We start from the raw sequence: 18,428 nt of genomic DNA on the forward strand, positions 1-18,428 counted from the left end.
TCGAACGCCGGCGGACGGACGCCTTCCGATGGCGAGGTCGGATCCCGCCGGACACCGTTTTTCGGAGGATCGCACCAGGGGCGTACGCCCTCCGTTTCGGAAGCCACCACAAAGGCATCCGCGCGCGGCGGATAGGCTGACCCCCGTGAAGGTCCTTGTCATCGGTGGTGGCGCCCGCGAACACGCCCTGTGCCGCTCCCTGTCCCTCGACCCCGACGTCACCGCCCTGTACTGCGCTCCCGGGAACGCCGGGATCGCGGAGGTGGCGGAGCTGCGCGCGGTCGACGCCCTCGACGGCGCCGCCGTGGCCGCGCTGGCGACCGAGCTCGGCGCCGAGCTGGTGATCGTGGGCCCCGAGGCCCCGCTCGTCGCCGGTGTCGCCGACGCCGTGCGCGCCGCGGGCATCCCCTGCTTCGGGCCCTCGGGCGAGGCAGCGCAGCTGGAGGGCTCCAAGGCGTTCGCGAAGGACGTGATGGCGGGTGCCGGCGTCCCCACGGCACGCTCGTACGTCTGCACGACGCCCGAGGAGGTCGAGGAGGCCCTCGACGCCTTCGGGGCGCCCTACGTCGTGAAGGACGACGGACTGGCGGCCGGCAAGGGCGTCGTCGTGACCGACGACCTGGAGGCGGCGCGGGCGCACGCCAACGCCTGCGACCGGGTCGTCATCGAGGAGTTCCTCGACGGTCCCGAGGTCTCCCTCTTCGCGATCACCGACGGCACCACCGTCGTCCCGCTCCAGCCGGCCCAGGACTTCAAGCGCGCCCTGGACGGCGACGAGGGCCCGAACACCGGTGGCATGGGCGCCTACTCGCCGCTGCCGTGGGCGGACCCGAAGCTCGTCGAGGAGGTCATGGAGACCGTCCTCCAGCCGACCGTCGACGAACTGCGCCGCCGCGGCACCCCGTTCTCCGGGCTGCTGTACGCCGGTCTGGCGATCACCAGCCGCGGGGTGCGGGTCATCGAGTTCAACGCCCGCTTCGGCGACCCCGAGACCCAGGTGGTCCTCGCCCGGCTGAAGACCCCGCTCGCCGGTGTCCTGCTGGCCTCCGCGAACGGCACCCTCGCCGATCTGGAGCCGCTGCGCTGGAGCGAGAACGCGGCCGTCACCGTCGTCGTGGCCTCGCACAACTACCCGGACACCCCGCGCACCGGCGACCCGATCACCGGGCTCGACGAGGTGGCCGCCCAGGACGCCCCGCACGCCTACGTCCTGCACGCCGGCACCCGGCACGAGGGCGGCGCCGTGGTGAGCGCGGGCGGCCGTGTGCTGTCCGTCACAGCGATCGGATCCGGCCTGACCGAGGCCCGTGAGCGCGCCTACGCGGCCGTCGCCCGTATCGGTCTGGACGGCTCGCAGCACCGCACCGACATCGCGGCCAAGGCGGCGGCCGAGGCCTGATCCACCCCGGCGGGTCCCGGTCCGACGGGCCGGGCACGCCCGGCCGTACCGGCCTCGACGGGCGGTGTCCCCGCCCGAGCCCGGCCCCGAGCCCCCATAGCAGCACGGCGCCCCGGACCCGTACGGAGTCCGGGGCGCCGTCGTGTCGCCTCCGCCCCCTGCCACCTGCGGATTTCCGCGTGGGACCGGAAACCTGTCCGAGACCCGCCGTCATCCACCTTTCCCCAGAGCCATTCCATCGGGTGACCGATGCCCTATCCGGCTGACGAGGGCCGGGGCCCCAACTATGGTGCGGCGAAAGCATTCCGGCACTTGGCCCACCGGCATTGCGATGTCGGCGGCGGGTGCCACAGTGGGGGAGTGACCAACGCCAGGGCATCCGTCGGCGCCGGCAGCGACAGGGCCGGGGCCCGGCGGACAAGAGGGGGTGACGTCCGGTCGTGACCGGTATGGGTGTGGAGGTGGGCGCGCAGGCAGCGCGCTCCCGGGCTCTCGCCGTGCTGCGCGTCCGCAGCAGGGCGCTGGCCGTCGCCCTGCTGCCCGCGGCCGTGGCCGTCGTGCTGCTCGTCGGGGCCGCCACCGGCCGTGTCACCGGCAGACCCTGGGGCATCGCGGGGTGGATCGTGACGGTCCTCGCCGTGGTCGTCCTCCTCGCGGCGGCGGGTGTGGCCCTCGTCGTGGCCCGGGCCCGGCCGGCGACGAGTCCCACGGTTCCGATCCCCGAGGCCTCGGCCCCCGACCTCTACCGCATGGTCCGTGACCTGGCCGACCGCCTCGACGTGCCGGCCCCCTCGGCGATAGCGCTCACCCCGGACTGCGACAGCTGGCTGGAGGACCGCACCCACCGGGCGCAGAGCCGGTTCTCCCCCGGTGGACGGGGCGAGCGGGACGACCGGCGGGCGGACGCGGCCGGGAGCCGTGCCGTGACCGCGCCGGCGGACCGCGCCGCCCGGGTCCCCGTCGCCCCCGTCCTCGTGATCGGCTCGCCCTTCCTGTGGTGGATGCGGGTCGGCGAGCTGCGGGCGGTCCTCGCCCCCGTCGTCGCCGGCACGGGTCCGTCCGCGCATCCGGACATAGCCGCGGCCCGCCGTTTCGTCCGGGGCCTGGACGCGGCCGTGGCCGTCGCCTCGGCCTCCGGCCGGGGCCCGCTGTCCCGTACGGTCCTGGCCGGCGTCGGCTGGGTCACCCGGTTCCTGCTGCGCGGCTGCCGGGACCACGCGGCCGAGATGGAGCGCGCGGTGGCCTCCGCCGCGGCCGAGCGCGCCCAGGCCGTGGACTACGGCGTGCGGATCGTCGCCCAGGAGCAGGTCGGTCTGGCCTACGCGGGCTGGGACCGCCTCCTGACCCGGGTCGCGCTGCCCGCCTGGCGGATGGGCCGCTGGCCCTCCCGGCTGGACGTGGGGGTCGTCGCCGCCCTGACCGAGTTGTCCCGGCGCGACCGGCTCGCGGAGGGCTTCACCTCCCGGCTGGGCGAGCGCCCCGCCTGCGATCTGCTCGAGGAGCCCGGCACCGTGGACGAGGCGGCCTCGCTGCTGGCCGCCCGGCTCTTCCACGGCGGTCCGGCCGAGGCCGGCCCGGACTGGGCGCCGGTCGACTGGCAGGACTATCCGGACGAGGTCGTGGACCGCACCTGGCGCGCCGACGCGGCCCGGCTGCACCGGGTCCTGGACGCGCTGGGCGTCCGCCACCCCGCCGACCCCGCGCTGCCCGAGGCGGACGGACCGACGCTCGCGCGGGTCCTCGACCACCTGACCGTGCCCGGCGCCGTGCCCGCCCCGGACTCCGGCCCCGCCGCCGTGCTCGCCGAGCACCGGACGGAGGCGTACGGCGAGATGGGGATCGCCGAGAGCGACGACCACGACCTCGCCGTGGGCAACGAACGGTCGGCGGCCCTCGCGGCCCGCCTCACCGCCGAACTGGCCCGCGAGGAGGCGTCCGCCCCGGCGGGGTCCCGGCCCGCGGGGAGCGCCGCGCAGCAGGGCCCCGACCACGACCTGTGGGACGACCGGATGCTTCCGCTGTTCCCGCTCCAGCCGCCCAGGACCGGCCGTGAACTGCTGGCCGACCACGTCACGGCGATGGTCTGCTGCGCCGCGATGGACACGGCGGGGGCGGTCGCCGGACTCGACTGGCTGGACGGTCCCTCCCTCCTCGTCGCCGGGGAGCGCGCCTCGGACATCGGCCCCCGGGTCCTCACCCTCATAGAGACGGGGGACCCCACGCCCCTGCGGGACTGGCTCCGCCATCTCGGCGTCCGTCCGGAGAAACCGGTCCGTCTGGTCTGACGGCCCTCCGCCACAGGGCCCCACCCCCGTCCCTTCCCCCACGACCGAAACATCCCGCCGTCCGCGGTCCCCCGGCACACGTGGAGCCATCCGTTCCACTCGCGCCAATTCACGACGAACGGTGACGGACCGCGTGCGTAATGTGATGTGCTGGGACCAGATCGAGCACGGCGCAAGGGCTTGCCAGTACGACGGGGGCACGAGGGAGGGGTGCGGGCATGGGATCGGAGCAGATCCGCCGCTGGGAGTCGGGAGCACTCGCGCACGCCGTCACGGATCCCTTCGGCCTGGGACCCGTTCCCTGGCTCCGCGGCAGTGAGACCTATTTCGACGACACCGGCCACGTCGTCCCCTGGTACGTGGACACCGACGCGCCCCAGCCGACGGCCGGCGCGTCCCGGATCCCGGCCCCGCGGTCCACCTCCCGCACGGGCGCGCGTACCGGCCCGGGAGGCCCCCGCTCCGCCGACGACGTCCACCGTCAGATCAAGGGCTTCACCAGTACGGGTGCCGCCGCTCCCGGGGAGTCCATCGACTTCCATGTGACGGTCGACCCGCCGCAGGAGTTCAGCGTCGACATCTACCGGATCGGCCACTACGGCGGGGACGGCGCCAGCAAGATCACCACGAGCCCCCGGCTCTCGGGGATCGTCCAGCCGCGCCCGCTGACCGCCGACCGGACGGTCTCCTGCCACCACTGGTGGCTGTCCTGGCGCCTGCAGATCCCGTCCTACTGGAGCGTCGGTGCCTACGTGGCCGTCCTGACCACGCTCGACGGCTATCGCTCGCACGTGCCCTTCACCGTCCGCAACCACCAGACGGCCGATCTGCTCCTGCTGCTCCCGGACATCACCTGGCAGGCGTACAACCTGTATCCGGAGGACGGTCACACCGGTGCCAGCCTCTACCACGCCTGGGACGAGAACGGCCGGCTGCTCGGCGAGGCCGACGCCGCGACGACGGTGTCCTTCGACCGTCCGTACGCGGGCGCGGGCCTGCCCCTGCACGTCGGCCACGCCTACGACTTCATCCGCTGGGCCGAGCGCTACGGATACGACCTCGCCTACGCCGACGCCCGCGACCTGCACGCCGGCCGGGTCGACCCCACCCGGTACCGCGGTCTGGTCTTCCCCGGCCACGACGAGTACTGGTCGCCACAGATGCGCCGCACCACGGAGCTCGCCCGCGAGCACGGCACCTCGCTCGTGTTCCTCTCCGCCAACACCATGTACTGGCAGGTGGAACTGGGCCCGTCCCCCTCGGGCGTCCCCGACCGGCTGCTGACCTGCCGCAAGCGCCGGGGCCCCGGCAAGCCCGTCCTGTGGCGCGAGATCGACCGCCCCGAGCAGCAGCTCATCGGCATCCAGTACGCGGGGCGCGTCCCCGAGCCGAACCCGCTGATCGTCCGCAACGCCGACCACTGGCTGTGGGAGGCCACCGGGGCGCACGACGGCGACGAGGTGGAGGGCATGGTCGCGGGCGAGGCGGACCGTTACTTCCCGCGCACGCCACTGCCCGAGCACCAGGACCGGATCCTGCTGGCGCACTCCCCGTACCCGGACAGCGAGGGTGTCGTGCGCCACCAGGAGACCTCGCTCTACCGCGCCCCGTCCGGCGCCCTGGTCTTCGCGTCCGGGACGTTCGCGTGGTCCCCGGCGCTCGACCGCCCCGGCCATGTGGACACCCGGATCCAGCGGGCGACCGCCAACCTCCTCGACCGCATCTGCAAACACGACTGAGGAGGCCCCGCCGGGTGCCCGTGCCGCACCCGTGTCCGGGGTGCCCGCACCCGCCCGGCCCGCCCCCTGTCCGCAGCAGCTCGTCCCGTACGGGAGAATCGAGCCACTTGGACAGAACCACGGGGAGGAACCGTGTCCGGATTCGTCGAAAAGCCCGAGCCCCTCCAGGTGCCGGGTCTGGTACATCTGCACACCGGCAAGGTGCGCGATCTGTACCAGAACGAGGCGGGCGACCTCGTGATGGTCGCCAGCGACCGCATCTCCGCCTACGACTGGGTTCTCCCCACCGAGATCCCCGACAAGGGCCGCACGCTCACCCAGCTCTCCCTGTGGTGGTTCGACCAGCTCGCGGAGCTGGCCCCCAACCACGTGCTGAGCACCGAACTCCCGCCCGGCGCCCCGGCCGACTGGGCCGGCCGCACCCTGATCTGCAAGTCGCTGCGGATGGCCCCGGTCGAGTGCGTCGCCCGCGGCTATCTGACCGGCTCGGGCCTCGTCGAGTACAACGAGTCCCGTACGGTCTGCGGTCTCGCGCTCCCCGAGGGCCTCGTCGACGGCTCGGAGCTCCCCGCGCCGATCTTCACCCCGGCCACCAAGGCCGCGGTCGGCGAGCACGACGAGAACGTCTCGTACGAGGAGGTCGTCCGTCAGGTCGGCGCCGACACCGCGGCCGAGCTGCGCCAGGCGACCCTCGCCGTCTACAGCCGCGCCCGTGACATCGCCCGCGACCGGGGCATCATCCTCGCGGACACCAAGTTCGAGTTCGGCTACGACGGCGACACGCTCGTCCTGGCCGACGAGGTGCTGACCCCGGACTCCTCGCGCTTCTGGCCCGCCGACGTCTGGGAGCCGGGCCACGCCCAGCCCTCCTTCGACAAGCAGTACGTCCGCGACTGGCTGACCTCCGCCGAGTCGGGCTGGGACCGCAAGAGCGAGCAGCCGCCGCCCGCGCTGCCCGAGCGCGTCGTGGAGGCCACCCGCGCCAAGTACATCGAGGCGTACGAGCGTCTGACGGGCGTGAGCTGGACCTGATCCCGTCCCACGGGCCCGGCCGCCGGCCGGGCCCGCGGGCGGCTCGGCCGTCTCCCCGCGGATCTTCCGTCCGGGGCGGCGGACCGTGACCGGCCCGCGCACACGAAGAAGCCCCCGGCCGAGGCCGGGGGCTTCTTCTGCTGAGCGGACGACGAGGCTCGAACTCGCGACCTCAACCTTGGCAAGGTTGCGCTCTACCAACTGAGCTACGTCCGCATGCGCCGTGGCGCGAGAGCAACTATACCCAACCTCGCTCCCGTGCGAGACGCACTGCCGTGTGCCGGTTCTCCGCGCCCAGTTTGGACGCGGCCGACGAGAGGTAGTTCCGCACCGTCCCCTGGGACAGCGCGGCCCGTTCCGCGATCTCCGCCACCGGCGCCCCGTCGGCGGCGAATTCGAGGACCTCGGCCTCGCGGGCGGTCAGCGGCGAGTCCCCGGCGGAGATCGCGTCGGCGGCCAACTCGGGGTCCACGTAGCGGTTTCCCGCGTGCACGGTCCGGATGATCTCCGCGAGCCGCCGCGCACTGACCGTCTTCGGGACGAATCCGCGCACACCCGCCGCGAGCGCCCGCTTCAGATGCCCCGGACGCCCGTGACTGGTCACGATCAGCACCTGGCAGCCCGGCAGTTCGGCCCGCAGGGATGTGGCCACGCTCACACCGTCCGCCCCGGGCATCTGGAGGTCCAGGACGGCGACGTCGGGCACGTGGGCCCGCGCCATCGCCAGCGCCTCCGGTCCGGTGGCCGCCTCGGCCACCACGACCAGGTCGTCCTCCAGTCCGAGGAGCGCGGCGAGCGCGCCCCGGATCAGATGCTCGTCGTCGGCGAGCAGCAGCCGTACGGGAGTGCCGGGCGGCGGGTTCGTCATGGGGTGGCCTCTCTCACCTGATGCGGAACGGACGGCGGCGACCCGCCCGGCGACTCCTCGCCGCTTCCCGGGGCGGGGTCTCCGCCGTTCCCGGACACGGCGTCCCGGTGGCTCTCCCCGATGTCCGCCGGGGAGGGCCGCCCTGTGGAGGCCGGTCGGGGCCGTCCTGCGGAGTCCGGGCCGTTTCCGGGCACGGTTTCCCGGTGGCTCTCCCCGATGTCCGGCGGGCCAAGCCGCCCTGCGGAAGCCGGGCCGGGCCGCCCCGCGGAAGCCGGGCCGTTCCCGGGGCCGGGGCCCCGGTCCTTCGTCGGGTCCGGGCTCCCGGCGCCGGCCGGCGCACGGCCCCCGCTGTTTCCGGGGGCGGGGCCGGGTGTGTCCGGGCTCCCGTCCGGGGACGGACTCAGCGGCACGTCCGCCGTCAGCCGGAACACCCCGTCCCGCGCGCCGGCCCGCAGAACCCCGTCCACCTCCCCGAGCCGCTCCCGCAGTCCCGGCAGACCGCTGCCCCTGCCCGGCCGGGGGCCGCCGTCCGGTCCGGAGTCCGGGTCCGTCTCCCGTGGCGCCCCGTCGTTCTCGACGGTGAGCGTCACCCGGTCCGGTGTCACGCGCAGGGACAGCGCGACCATCCGCGCGTTCCCGTGCCGCAGCACGTTGGTGGTCGCCTCGCGCACGACCCAGCCGAGCGCCGACTGGACCCGCGGCGGGAGCTCCGCGGCCGTGCCGGTGATGGAGCACTCGATGCCGGCGGCCGTCAGCACGCCCTGGGCACCGGCGAGTTCGCCCGCGAGGTCGGCCTCGCGGTAGCCCCGTACGACGGCCCGCACCTCCCGCTGGGACTCCCGCGCGATCCGCTGCACCTCGGTCATCTGGTCCACGGCCTCGGGCCGTCCGCGCCGGGCGAGCTGCACCGCGAGTTCGCTCTTGAGGGCGATGACCGCGAGGTTGCGGCCCATCACGTCGTGCAGATCCCGCCCGAAGCGCAGCCGTTCCTCGGCGACGGCGAGCCGGGCCCGGGTCTCGCGGGCCTCGTCGAGCTCGTAGACGGCGGTGAGCAGCCAGACCGAGAAGGCCGCGGTGAAGGTCAGGAAACCGGTGGCCAGCAGGACGATGAAGGCGGTGACGAGCGCGGCGGGCGCCGGGAAACCGAGGGGGAGGGCGAGGACACCGGTTCCCGCGGACGCGCCGAGCACGAGGTGGGACATCCTCCGGCGGTCACGGGTCCCGAGCGCGACCGTGCCCGTGCCGAACGCCGTGACGCCGACGAGCAGCGAGGAGGCGACCGTGAACGCGCTGTCGCTCGCCGGGGCCCAGGGGCTGCCCGACAGGACGCTCCCGGCGACGGCCGTCGCGAAGGTCGCCACGATCAGGGCCGACAGCATCCGCCGGGGCCGTTCCCGGGTGCCGCGGGTCCAGTCCAGCGTCCGTGAGGCGGTCACCGAGCAGAACGCCGCGTGCCCGCACACCAGCAGGAACACCGCCCAGGACCGGACCGGCGGCAGGATCCCGAACACGGGCAGCCCGATCGAGAGGGCTTCGAGCAGGGCGAAGAAGTGGAACGACCACCGGGTGTACGTCTCGACCTTCGCCGGTGTGCTCTTGCCCCGCCACCAGCCGGACGGCCTGCCCATGCCCACCCCCGCCTCCGTGGTCACCGCCGCGGCTCCCAGCGGAACCACCGGCGTACAGCAAACACCGCGATCACGGTCCAGGCCACCGCCGTGACGAGGGCGCCGACGGTGTCGTGGGCGGAGAGGTGCCCGCTCCAGCCGCCACGGACCAGGGTGATCACGGGCGTGAGAGGCAGCAGTTCGCAGAACGGGGCCACGCCGTCGGGGAGCATCTGCAGGGGGACGAAGGTTCCCGAGCCGACCATGGACACCAGGGTCAGGGGCGCGGCCGCGACCTGGGCTCCCTCCACGCTCCTGCTGAAGCTCGCGGTGACGGCCGCGAGCGCGGGCCAGGTGACGAGGGCCGACAGCAGCCCCAGCGCGACCAGTTCGGGGCGCTCGGGCAGGCCGGTCCCGAGGGCCGCCCGGCAGGCGATCGTCAGGACCACGCACTGGGCGAGGCCGATCGCCACCGAGGGCAGGGCCGCACCCGCGAGGATCTCCAGGTCCCGTGCCTCCCCCGTGCGCAGCCGCTTGAGGACGAGTTCCTCCCGGCGGGCCGCGTACACGCTGACCAGGGAGCCGTAGACGGCGAACAGGAGCGCGAAGCCGATGGCGGAGGGGAGCAGGACCGAGCCGACGGTGAGTCCGGTGCCCTTCAGGTCCATCGAGGAGACGGCCGAGCGCAGCGTGAGCGGCATGACCAGGGGGACGAACACCGCGGCGGCGAGGGTCGCCCGGGTGCGGCCCAGGAGGGTCAGTTCGGCGTGCGCCAGTGCCCTCGTCCGTCCCGCCGCCGTGGTCCGGGCCGGGCCGGCGCCGGTGGTGACCGTTGTCCCGCTCATGCCGCCGTTCCCCTCGTACGTGCCGGTCGCGTGTCCGCGGCCGGTCCGGTCGTCGTCGCTGCGTTCTCGTCCCCGTCGCGTGCCGCCGCGTCCCGCGAGATCCGCAGGAAGGCCTCCTCCAGGGAGGCGGGGCGCACGTCCAGTCCCCGCAGTTCGACGCGTGCCCGCTCGGCCCACACCAGCAGGGCGGTGGCCGTCCGCTGGAGTTCGCCGGTGCGCAGCCTGATCCTCCGGCCCGTCGTCTCGTGGCCGCTCACGCCGAGTCCCGGCAGCGGGGGCAGGTCGCCGGGGAGATAGCCGTCGGGCAGCTCGAAGGAGACGTGCGACGGCTGGGAGGCGGTCACCTCGGCCGGGGTGCCGAGGGCCGCGACACGGCCTTCGTGCAGGATCGCCAGCCGGTCGGCGAGTTCCTCGGCCTCTTCCAGGTAGTGGGTGGTGAGCAGGACCGTGGTCCCGGCGTCGCGCAGTTCGCGGACCAACTCCCAGGTGCTCCGGCGCCCTTCCACGTCGAGCCCGGTCGTCGGCTCGTCGAGGAAGAGGACCTCGGGGTCGCCGAGGAGCGCGAGCGCCAGGTCCAGGCGCCGCTTCTCGCCGCCGGACAACTGCTTCACGCGGACGCCGGAGCGGTGTCCGAGGGCGACCCGGTCCAGGACCTCTCCGGCGGGCCGAGATCCGCTGGTGCAGCCCGCCCACATCCGCGCGGTCTCCGCGACCGTGAGCTCGGAGGGGAAGCCGCCCTCCTGGAGCATCACGCCGATCCGGGGCCGCACGGCGGCGCGGCCGGTGTAGGGATCGTGCCCGAGGACGCGCACGCGCCCGCCGGCCGGCGGGGCCAGGCCCTCGATCAGTTCGACGGTGGAGGTCTTGCCCGCGCCGTTGGTGCCGAGGAGCGCGAAGATCTCACCGCGCCCGACGGAGAAGGTGACGCCGCGCACGGCCTCGAAGTCCCTTCCGCCGCCCCCGTACACACGCCGCAGACCGGTGACCTCGATCACGTCGTCGTGCTGGTTCGTGTTCATGGGATCAGCGTCGGCGCGGATCGGACCCCTCGGCAGTGCGCGGTGTCATCACTCGACATGACATATGTCAGAGGGCCCCGGCAACCGTCGCGGGAACGCCGGTGCGCGCGGGGATCCGGGAACACCGGTGACGCGGGAAACGAGAAAGGCCCCGGTCGCTGACCGGGGCCTTTCTTCACTGAGCGGACGACGAGGCTCGAACTCGCGACCTCAACCTTGGCAAGGTTGCGCTCTACCAACTGAGCTACGTCCGCATTGCCTCCGACCGGCTTCCACCGATCGGCGCGAGCACCACCCTACCTGATCGACGACGTCCATCGGTAAGAAGTGCAGAGCGGGTGACAGGAATTGCACACTGCGCCTTCCCCCTGGAAGGGGGATGTTCTGCTACTGAACTACACCCGCACGACCTTCGGGTTCCGGCTTTTTCGGCCTTGCCCCTCGGCGTGTTCCAGACTCTAGCTGATCAGACGGGGGTCAGCGCAAGTCGGTTCTCCCGGGGCCGCCGGAGGTCTCCGGCGGCCGTGCTCCGGGCCGCCGGCTCAGTGGGCCTCGGCGAACGCCTCGTAGACCTTCTTGGGGATCCGGCCGCGCGGCGGCACGTCCATCTTGTTGGAACGGGCCCAGGCGCGGACGGCCGCGGGATCGGGCGTCAACGCGGTGTGCGTGTAGGCCTTCCCTGACTTCGCCCGCTTGCGGCCGGCCTCGACGTACGGCTCGAGCACCTTCCGCAGTTCCTCGGCATTGGAGGGGTTGAGGTCGATCTCGTACGACTTGCCGTCGAGTCCGAAGGCGATCGTCTCCGCCGCTTCCGAGCCGTCGATGTCGTCAAAGAGAGTGACCACGACACGCTGCGCCACGAATATCGGTCCCTTCGTGCGACACCTTCGCGATCAACGGTCATGACGTGCGCCGACGTCACTGAGTTGTCGGGGAGATGCCGACTGTCCGGCTGTTATTGAGCAAAGTATCGGCTATTGCCAATTCATTTGTACAGGGCCCGGCATTGCAATGGGAAGCCCGACTAAATCCCCCCGCGTGTCCGGTGGCAATGGCGTCCTGCCGTTCTTCTGCGGTTTTTCCCAGGATTTTCCGTGGATGGCCCCGCGCCGATGCCGGATCGTGATGGCGGTCACGTAGGATTCTACGAATCTACGCGAGTAGAAATTTCGTACGGGTAGTCTGAAGGGACCTGCTCAGCACCACACACCGGGAGTGCCAGTGGCACGCGTCGTAGTCGACGTCATGCTCAAGCCGGAGATCCTCGACCCCCAGGGCCAGGCGGTGCAGCGTGCACTGCCGCGCCTCGGTTTCGAAGGTGTCTCCGACGTCCGTCAGGGAAAGCGATTCGAACTGGAAGTGGACGGGCCGGTGGACGACGCCGCCCTCGCCCGCATCCATGAACTGGCGGAATCCTTCCTCGCCAACACCGTGATCGAGGACTTCACCGTCAAGGTCGAGGAAGTCGCGGAGGCCGGAAAGTGACCGCTCGTATTGGAGTCGTCACCTTTCCGGGCAGCCTCGACGACCGCGACACGCAGCGCGCGATCAGGCTCGCGGGCGCGGAGCCCGTGGCCCTCTGGCACAAGGACAAGGACCTCAAGCAGGTCGACGCCGTCGTCCTGCCCGGCGGTTTCTCGTACGGCGACTATCTGCGGGCCGGTGCCATCTCGCGCTTCTCGCCGGTGATGGGGACCGTCATCGAGCAGGCGAAGTCCGGAATGCCGGTCCTCGGCATCTGCAACGGCTTCCAGGTCCTCACCGAGGCGCACCTGCTTCCCGGCGCGATGCTCGGCAACAACCACCTCCACTTCATCTGCCGCGACCAGAAGCTGCGGGTGGAGAACACGGACACCGCCTGGACCGCCGACTACACGGCCGGCCAGGAGATCCACGTCCCGCTGAAGAACATGGACGGGCGGTACGTCGCCGACGAGCACACGCTCGACATGCTGGAGGCGGAGGGCCGGGTCGTCTTCCGCTACCTGGACTTCAACCCGAACGGCTCGCTGCGGGACATCGCCGGCATCACGAACGAGGCCGGGAACGTCGTCGGTCTCATGCCGCACCCCGAGCACGCCGTCGAGCCCCTGGTCGGGACCGGCCGCACCGACGGCCTCCCGTTCTTCACCTCGATCCTCAAGAAGCTGGTCAACGCATGAGCCGCACGCCTCTGGACACGGTCGAGCACGCGGCCGCGACCCCCGACGTCGAGCTGCCCTGGGCCGAACTGGGTCTGAAGAAGGACGAGTACGAGCGGGTCGTCGAGATCCTCGGCCGCCGGCCCACCGGTGCCGAGCTCGCCATGTACTCCGTCATGTGGTCCGAGCACTGCTCCTACAAGTCCTCGAAGGTCCACCTCCGCCAGTTCGGCGAGAAGGCCCCTCAGTCGGACGCCCTCCTCGTCGGCATCGGCGAGAACGCCGGTGTCGTCGACGTCGGCCAGGGCTACGCGGTCACCTTCAAGGTCGAGTCCCACAACCACCCGTCGTACGTCGAGCCCTACCAGGGCGCGGCCACCGGCGTCGGCGGCATCGTCCGCGACATCATCGCGATGGGCGCCCGCCCGGTCGCGGTCGTGGACCCGCTGCGCTTCGGCGCGGCCGACCACCCCGACACCAAGCGCGTCCTCCCGGGCGTCGTCGCCGGCATCGGCGGCTACGGCAACTGCCTGGGCCTGCCCAACATCGGCGGCGAGGTCGTCTTCGACGCCTGCTACCAGGGCAACCCGCTGGTCAACGCCGGCGCCATCGGCGTCATGCGGCACGAGGACATCCACCTCGCGAAGGCCTCGGGCACCGGCAACAAGGTCATTCTCTACGGGGCCCGCACGGGCGGCGACGGCATCGGCGGCGCGTCGATCCTCGCCTCCGAGACCTTCGACGACGCCAAGCCGTCGAAGCGCCCGGCCGTCCAGGTCGGCGACCCCTTCCAGGAGAAGCTCCTCATCGAGTGCACCCTGGAGGCCTTCGCCGAGAAGCTGGTCGTCGGCATCCAGGACCTCGGCGCGGCCGGTCTGTCCTGCGCCACCTCCGAGCTCGCCTCGAACGGCTCCGGCGGCATGCGCGTCACCCTGGACGACGTACCGCTGCGCGACTCCACGCTCTCGCCCGAGGAAATCCTCATGAGCGAGTCGCAGGAACGCATGTGCGCGGTCGTCGAGCCGGAGAAGGTCGACCGGTTCCTCGAGATCTGCGACAAGTGGGATGTCATCGCCACCGTCATCGGTGAGGTCACCGACGGCGACCGGCTGGAGATCTTCTGGCACGGCGGCAAGATCGTCGACGTCGACCCGCGCACGGTCGCGCACGACGGCCCGGTCTACGAGCGCCCCTACGCCCGCCCCGAGTGGCAGGACGCGCTCCAGGCCGACGACGCCGGCAAGCTGCCCCGCCCGGCGACCGGCGACGAGCTCAAGGACCAGGTCCTCAGGCTGGTCTCCTCCCCGAACCAGGCCTCCAAGTCCTGGATCACCTCCCAGTACGACCACTTCGTGCAGGGCAACACGGTGCTGGCCCAGCCCGAGGACTCGGGCATGATCCGCATCGACGAGGAGTCCGGGCTCGGCGTCGCCATCGCCACCGACGGCAACGGCCGCTACGCCAAGCTCGACCCGTACACGGGCGCCCAGCTCGCGCTGGCCGAGGCCTACCGCAACGTCGCGACGACCGGTGCCAAGCCGCTCGCCGTGTCCGACTGCCTGAACTTCGGCTCGCCCGAGGACCCGGCCGTCATGTGGCAGTTCGCCGAGGCGATCCGCGGTCTGGCCGACGCCTGCCAGCAGCTCGGCACCCCGGTGACCGGCGGCAACGTCTCGCTGTACAACCAGACCGGCGAGGCGGCCATCCACCCGACCCCGGTCGTGGCCGTGCTGGGCGTCATCGACGACGTCGCCCGTCGCACCCCGGTCGCCTTCCAGGAAGAGGGCCAGCTCCTCTACCTGCTCGGTGACACCCTTGAGGAGTTCGGCGGTTCGGCCTGGTCCCAGGTCGTCCACGACCACCTGGGCGGTCTGCCGCCGAAGGTCGACCTGGAGCGCGAGCGGCTGCTCGCCGAGATCCTCATCTCGGCGTCCCGCGACGGCATGATCGACTCCGCGCACGACCTGTCCGACGGCGGTCTGGTCCAGGCCGTGGTCGAGTCGGCGCTGCTCGGCGGCAAGGGCGCGCGCCTGGTCGTGCCCGACGGTCTCGACGCGTTCACCTTCCTGTTCTCGGAGTCGGCGGGCCGCGCGGTCGTCGCCGTCCCGCGTTCGGAGGAGCTCCGCTTCAACGACATGTGCGGTGCCCGGGGTCTGCCCGTCACCCGCATCGGTGTCGTCGACGGTGACGCGGTGGACGTCCAGGGCGAGTTCGCGCTCTCGCTGGACGAGCTGCGCACCGCCCACGAGGGCACCATCCCGGCGCTGCTCGCGTAACGCACCCGCCGCGTCCGGCCGCACGAAGGCCCCGCCCGTTCCGACGGGCGGGGCCTTCGACGTGCCGGCCTCACGCCGGGACCGGCTCGCTCTCCCGGGGCGGGGCCGCGGAGTCCGCCGCGCCGCCGGACCGGGGCAGCCGCAGCGCGAGCAGTGCGGCGAGTGCCATGAGCGCGGCGCCTCCCCAGAACACGGCCTGGGTCGCGTCGACGAAGGCGTGGACGCCCTCGGCGTGGGCCGGGCCGGTGAGCCGGGCGAGGGCGCTGATGTCGCCGCCGGGTCCCCCGTCGGCGTAGAGGCGGGCCAGGACGCTGCCGAAGACGGCGGTGCCCAGCGCGTTGCCGAGCGTCTGGAAGAAGCGGACGGCCGTGGTGGCCACGCCGAGCTGGTGCGGCGGCGCGGAGCTCTGGACGAGCAGGAGCAGCTGGCCGACGAGCTGGCCGAATCCGGCGCCGGCCAGCAGGAGTTCGCCGCGGACCAGCCACAACGAGGTGTGCGGTCCGGTCGTGGTGGCGAGCAGGACGAAGGCGAGGGCGGTGGTGGCGGTGCCGCAGACGGTGAAGGTCCGCGCCGACCAGCCGCGCGCCGCGAGCGGGCCGGTGAGCATCCCGGACGCGGCCAGTCCGAGGGCCATCGGGACCAGGTAGAGGCCCGCCGAGGAACTGGCGATCCCGCGGGCGACCTGCAGATAGACCAGCACGTAGTAGATGGCACACATCATCGCGCCGCCGAGGATCGCCTGGACGGCGAAGCCGAGGCGCAGCTCGCGGACCCGGAACAGGGAGAGCGGGAGCACCGGTTCGGGCGCGCGGACCTGCCGCCACAGGAAGAGCGCGAGGGTCGCGGCGGCCGCCAGGGCCAGGGCCAGGATCTCGGGGGACGTCCAGGCGTAGCGCTTGCCGCCCCAGTCGGTCATGAGGAGCAGCGTGCTGGAGAAGGCCGCCGCGAGTCCCGCGCCCAGGTAGTCCGGCGGACGACGCACCGGGTGTGCGGGGAGCTTGAGGGCGAGAGCGGCGGTGACCAGGACGGCGACGCCGATCGGCAGGTTGACGTAGAAGATCCAGCGCCAGTCGGCGTGGTCGGCCAGGAGCCCGCCGATCCAGGGGCCGATCGCCATGGCACCGCCCGCGACGAGACCGCCGGTGTTGGCCCCCTTGGCCGGGCCGTCGCTGTCGGCGGGGCCCTTGAGCTGCGCGATCACCACCATCGTGATGCTCATCAGCCCGCCGCCCCCGAGGCCCTGGAGCGCCCGGGCGGCGATGAGCTGGTCCATGGACCGGGCCGCGCCGCAGAGCGCGGAGCCGAGCAGGAAGGTGGCGACCGCGCCGAGGAAGACGCGGCGCGCGCCGAGGACGTCGCAGAGCTTGCCGTACAGCGGCAGCATCGCCGCCGAGGCGAGCGCGTAGGCGCTGACCAGCCACGGGATCTTGTCCATGCCGTGGGCGGGGTCGAGGTCCCGGACGATCGGGACGGTGGCCGCCGACACGATCTGCAGGTCCAGCAGCGCCAGCACGATCGTGACGAGGCAGACGAGGAAGCCGATTTTTCGCTGGGTCTCGGTCATGGGCACCACCATGGACGAAGAACATGTACCGAGTCAATCTTTCATCCGAGATTAAATTTCGTCTTGGTACAGTGAGGTCATGGCTGAGGCGATGGGACTGCGCGAACGCAAGAAGCTGCAGACCGCGATGCGGATCTACCGGACGGCCGTCGGGCTCTTCGCCGAGAAGGGCTTCGACAACGTCTCCGTCCAGGAGATCGCCGACGCGGCCGAGGTTTCCAAGATGACCGTCTTCAACTACTTCGGCACCAAGGAGGACCTGGTCTTCAGCCCCATCGAGGAGCACTTCGGCGATCTGGCCCGTGCCGTCCGCGAGCGGCCGTCCGGCGAGACCGCGGTGGACGCCGTGCGCCGGCAGTTCCTGGAACTGGTCGAGAACCGCGACCCCTCGGTCGGCCTGCACAGCGAGCCGTTCGCCCGCCAGGTGCACAGAGTCGTCCGGGAGACCCCGGTCCTGATGGAACGCGCCTTCCTGGCCGCGCAGAAGGGCACCCGGGACCTGGCCGCCGCCCTCGCCGAGGAGACCGGCGACCTGACGCTCGCCACGATCGCCGCCGCCATGCTGAGCGCGGCCCGCAACGCCCTCATCGAGGAGCACCACCGCCGGGCCGAGGCCGGTGACAGCCTGGACGACATCGCCGCCGCGGCCCCCCGGCACGCCGAACGCGCCTTCGCCCTGGTGGAACACGGACTCGCGGACTACGCCCGCAGGCCGTGACGGCTCCTGGCGAAACCCGGGGCCTGCACGGCGGTCCGGCATCCCAGGCGACGGGACCACCCCCGGAGCGATCTTCAATTGCCCCCGTTCCTCCGGGTCTTGGAGCTAGGCTCCCCGTATGACCACACCCCGGAAGCGCACGCGGACGTACGACTCGGCCAAGATCCGTGCGGCGGTGCTCGCGCAGTTCCGGAACGTGCGGGAGGGCGTGCGCGCGCTAGACGAGGAGCAGCTGGCGCGGCCCGCGGGACTCGGGGACTGGACCGTGCGGGAGCTCGTCGCGCACCTCACGATGGCCGCCGACAGCGTGAGCCGTCATCTCGACCTCCCGGCACCGCCGGCCAAGGAACTCGGCCTGCTGGAATGGCCGTTCGGGACGGCCTCCCGCGCCGGGAACATCGCCGACGGCACCCGTGCGCTCGCCGGGGACAACCCCGACCTCGACGCGCTCTACGCCGGGGCCGAGGAGCGGATCACCGCCCATCTGGCCACGGCCCCCGACGACCGGCTGCTCGGCGTGCCCGCAGGGGCCATGACCCTCGCCGACTTCCTGGTCACCCGCACCGTCGAACTCGTCGTCCACACCGACGACCTCAACCGTGCCGCCGGTACGGACATCCCCATCGACCGCCAGGCCCTCGCCGCCTGCACCCGGCTGCTCGCCGACGCCCTCGCCGTGAAGGCGCCCGGTGCCTCGACCGAGGTCCGCGTCCCGCCGTACGCCGTCGTGCAGTGCGTCGAGGGCCCCCGGCACACCCGCGGCACCCCGCCGAACGTCGTCGAGACGGACCCCCTGACCTGGATCAGGCTCGCCACGGGACGCACGGAGTGGAAGACGGCGCTCGACGAGGCGAAGGTCAGCGCGAGCGGCGAGCGCGCCGACCTCGGCGCCCTGCTCCCCCTGATGGGCTGACGCCCCACCCGCGCCCGCCCCG

At 72.5% G+C, this 18,428-nt stretch carries 14 protein-coding genes, 3 tRNA genes and 1 pseudogene; 9 read left to right on the top strand and 9 right to left on the bottom strand.

Annotation, left to right across the window (positions count from 1 at the left end; genetic code table 11):
- Nucleotides 1-145 precede the first annotated feature (145 nt).
- The 4 genes from purD to IO36_RS02085 all read left to right on the top strand — a co-directional run bounded on the left by purD (nucleotide 146) and on the right by IO36_RS02085 (nucleotide 6,455).
- Nucleotides 146-1,399, top strand: a complete 1,254-nt coding sequence (gene purD, locus IO36_RS02070; protein WP_037615194.1) for a phosphoribosylamine--glycine ligase — start codon at nucleotides 146-148, stop codon at nucleotides 1,397-1,399.
- Between the two features lie 449 nt (nucleotides 1,400-1,848).
- On the top strand, nucleotides 1,849-3,684 hold the full coding sequence (locus IO36_RS02075; protein WP_037615196.1) for a membrane protein: 1,836 nt from the start codon (nucleotides 1,849-1,851) through the stop codon (nucleotides 3,682-3,684).
- Between the two features lie 218 nt (nucleotides 3,685-3,902).
- Nucleotides 3,903-5,423: a N,N-dimethylformamidase beta subunit family domain-containing protein gene (locus IO36_RS02080; protein ID WP_037615198.1), complete on the top strand. Its 1,521-nt coding sequence runs from the start codon at nucleotides 3,903-3,905 to the stop codon at nucleotides 5,421-5,423.
- A gap of 132 nt (nucleotides 5,424-5,555) precedes the next feature.
- Nucleotides 5,556-6,455, top strand: coding sequence for a phosphoribosylaminoimidazolesuccinocarboxamide synthase (locus tag IO36_RS02085; RefSeq protein ID WP_037615200.1), 900 nt, complete (start codon nucleotides 5,556-5,558; stop codon nucleotides 6,453-6,455).
- Between the two features lie 143 nt (nucleotides 6,456-6,598).
- Here the strand turns inward: IO36_RS02085 and IO36_RS02090 are convergent.
- The 8 genes and pseudogenes from IO36_RS02090 to IO36_RS02125 form a co-directional block, all read right to left on the bottom strand.
- Nucleotides 6,599-6,671: transfer RNA gene (locus tag IO36_RS02090), tRNA-Gly, on the bottom strand.
- Between the two features lie 22 nt (nucleotides 6,672-6,693).
- Nucleotides 6,694-7,323: a response regulator transcription factor gene (locus IO36_RS02095; RefSeq protein WP_037615202.1), complete on the bottom strand. Its 630-nt coding sequence runs from the start codon at nucleotides 7,321-7,323 to the stop codon at nucleotides 6,694-6,696.
- Between the two features lie 380 nt (nucleotides 7,324-7,703).
- Nucleotides 7,704-8,951: pseudogene (locus IO36_RS02100) on the bottom strand (histidine kinase); the annotation flags it as partial.
- Nucleotides 8,952-8,971: 20 nt separating this feature from the next.
- Complete coding sequence (locus IO36_RS02105) at nucleotides 8,972-9,775, bottom strand: ABC transporter permease (protein WP_037615204.1); 804 nt, start codon at nucleotides 9,773-9,775, stop codon at nucleotides 8,972-8,974.
- Nucleotides 9,772-10,794 (bottom strand): ABC transporter ATP-binding protein, encoded by a 1,023-nt coding sequence (locus IO36_RS02110; protein ID WP_037615206.1) that lies wholly within the window; start codon nucleotides 10,792-10,794, stop codon nucleotides 9,772-9,774. Before IO36_RS02110 ends, IO36_RS02105 begins: the two co-directional genes overlap by 4 nt.
- A gap of 181 nt (nucleotides 10,795-10,975) precedes the next feature.
- Nucleotides 10,976-11,048: transfer RNA gene (locus IO36_RS02115), tRNA-Gly, on the bottom strand.
- 79 nt (nucleotides 11,049-11,127) lie between these two features.
- Nucleotides 11,128-11,199 (bottom strand) — tRNA-Gly (locus IO36_RS02120).
- Nucleotides 11,200-11,336: 137 nt separating this feature from the next.
- Nucleotides 11,337-11,654 carry a histone-like nucleoid-structuring protein Lsr2 gene (locus IO36_RS02125; RefSeq protein ID WP_037615208.1) on the bottom strand — a complete coding sequence of 106 codons (318 nt, stop codon included), beginning with the start codon at nucleotides 11,652-11,654 and terminating at the stop codon, nucleotides 11,337-11,339.
- A 361-nt stretch (nucleotides 11,655-12,015) separates the two neighbouring features.
- On the opposite strand from IO36_RS02125, the gene purS reads away from it, so the two are divergent.
- From purS to purL, 3 genes are read left to right on the top strand one after another with little or no spacing between them, the layout of a single operon-like run.
- A complete protein-coding gene (gene purS / locus IO36_RS02130) occupies nucleotides 12,016-12,279 on the top strand; it encodes a phosphoribosylformylglycinamidine synthase subunit PurS (protein WP_005482678.1) in 264 nt (87 codons plus the stop codon).
- Nucleotides 12,276-12,956: a phosphoribosylformylglycinamidine synthase subunit PurQ gene (gene purQ, locus IO36_RS02135; protein ID WP_037615212.1), complete on the top strand. Its 681-nt coding sequence runs from the start codon at nucleotides 12,276-12,278 to the stop codon at nucleotides 12,954-12,956. Before purS ends, purQ begins: the two co-directional genes overlap by 4 nt.
- Nucleotides 12,953-15,211: a phosphoribosylformylglycinamidine synthase subunit PurL gene (gene purL, locus IO36_RS02140; protein WP_037615214.1), complete on the top strand. Its 2,259-nt coding sequence runs from the start codon at nucleotides 12,953-12,955 to the stop codon at nucleotides 15,209-15,211. Before purQ ends, purL begins: the two co-directional genes overlap by 4 nt.
- Before the next feature lie 70 nt (nucleotides 15,212-15,281).
- Here purL and IO36_RS02145 read toward each other — a convergent pair whose 3' ends face one another.
- Nucleotides 15,282-16,775, bottom strand: coding sequence for an MFS transporter (locus IO36_RS02145; RefSeq protein WP_037615428.1), 1,494 nt, complete (start codon nucleotides 16,773-16,775; stop codon nucleotides 15,282-15,284).
- Between the two features lie 79 nt (nucleotides 16,776-16,854).
- On the opposite strand from IO36_RS02145, the gene IO36_RS02150 reads away from it, so the two are divergent.
- Nucleotides 16,855-17,493 (top strand): TetR/AcrR family transcriptional regulator, encoded by a 639-nt coding sequence (locus tag IO36_RS02150; RefSeq protein WP_037615216.1) that lies wholly within the window; start codon nucleotides 16,855-16,857, stop codon nucleotides 17,491-17,493.
- A 118-nt stretch (nucleotides 17,494-17,611) separates the two neighbouring features.
- A complete protein-coding gene (locus IO36_RS02155; RefSeq protein ID WP_037615217.1) occupies nucleotides 17,612-18,406 on the top strand; it encodes a maleylpyruvate isomerase family mycothiol-dependent enzyme in 795 nt (264 codons plus the stop codon).
- Nucleotides 18,407-18,428: the final 22 nt, after the last annotated feature.

The sequence above is a fragment of the Streptomyces aureus genome (assembly GCF_000725495.1).
Lineage (GTDB): Bacteria > Actinomycetota > Actinomycetes > Streptomycetales > Streptomycetaceae > Streptomyces > Streptomyces aureus_B.

Bases quoted from the DNA above. Each gene is read 5' to 3' on its own strand.
- IO36_RS02150 (WP_037615216.1), top strand. From the start codon at position 16,855: ATGGCTGAGGCGATGGGACTGCGCGAACGCAAGAAGCTGCAGACCGCG.
- IO36_RS02080 (WP_037615198.1), top strand. From the start codon at position 3,903: ATGGGATCGGAGCAGATCCGCCGCTGGGAGTCGGGAGCACTCGCGCAC.
- IO36_RS02145 (WP_037615428.1), bottom strand. From the start codon at position 16,775: ATGACCGAGACCCAGCGAAAAATCGGCTTCCTCGTCTGCCTCGTCACG.
- IO36_RS02110 (WP_037615206.1), bottom strand. From the start codon at position 10,794: ATGAACACGAACCAGCACGACGACGTGATCGAGGTCACCGGTCTGCGG.
- IO36_RS02075 (WP_037615196.1), top strand. From the start codon at position 1,849: ATGGGTGTGGAGGTGGGCGCGCAGGCAGCGCGCTCCCGGGCTCTCGCC.
- IO36_RS02095 (WP_037615202.1), bottom strand. From the start codon at position 7,323: ATGACGAACCCGCCGCCCGGCACTCCCGTACGGCTGCTGCTCGCCGAC.
- purL (WP_037615214.1), top strand. From the start codon at position 12,953: ATGAGCCGCACGCCTCTGGACACGGTCGAGCACGCGGCCGCGACCCCC.
- IO36_RS02105 (WP_037615204.1), bottom strand. From the start codon at position 9,775: ATGAGCGGGACAACGGTCACCACCGGCGCCGGCCCGGCCCGGACCACG.
- IO36_RS02155 (WP_037615217.1), top strand. From the start codon at position 17,612: ATGACCACACCCCGGAAGCGCACGCGGACGTACGACTCGGCCAAGATC.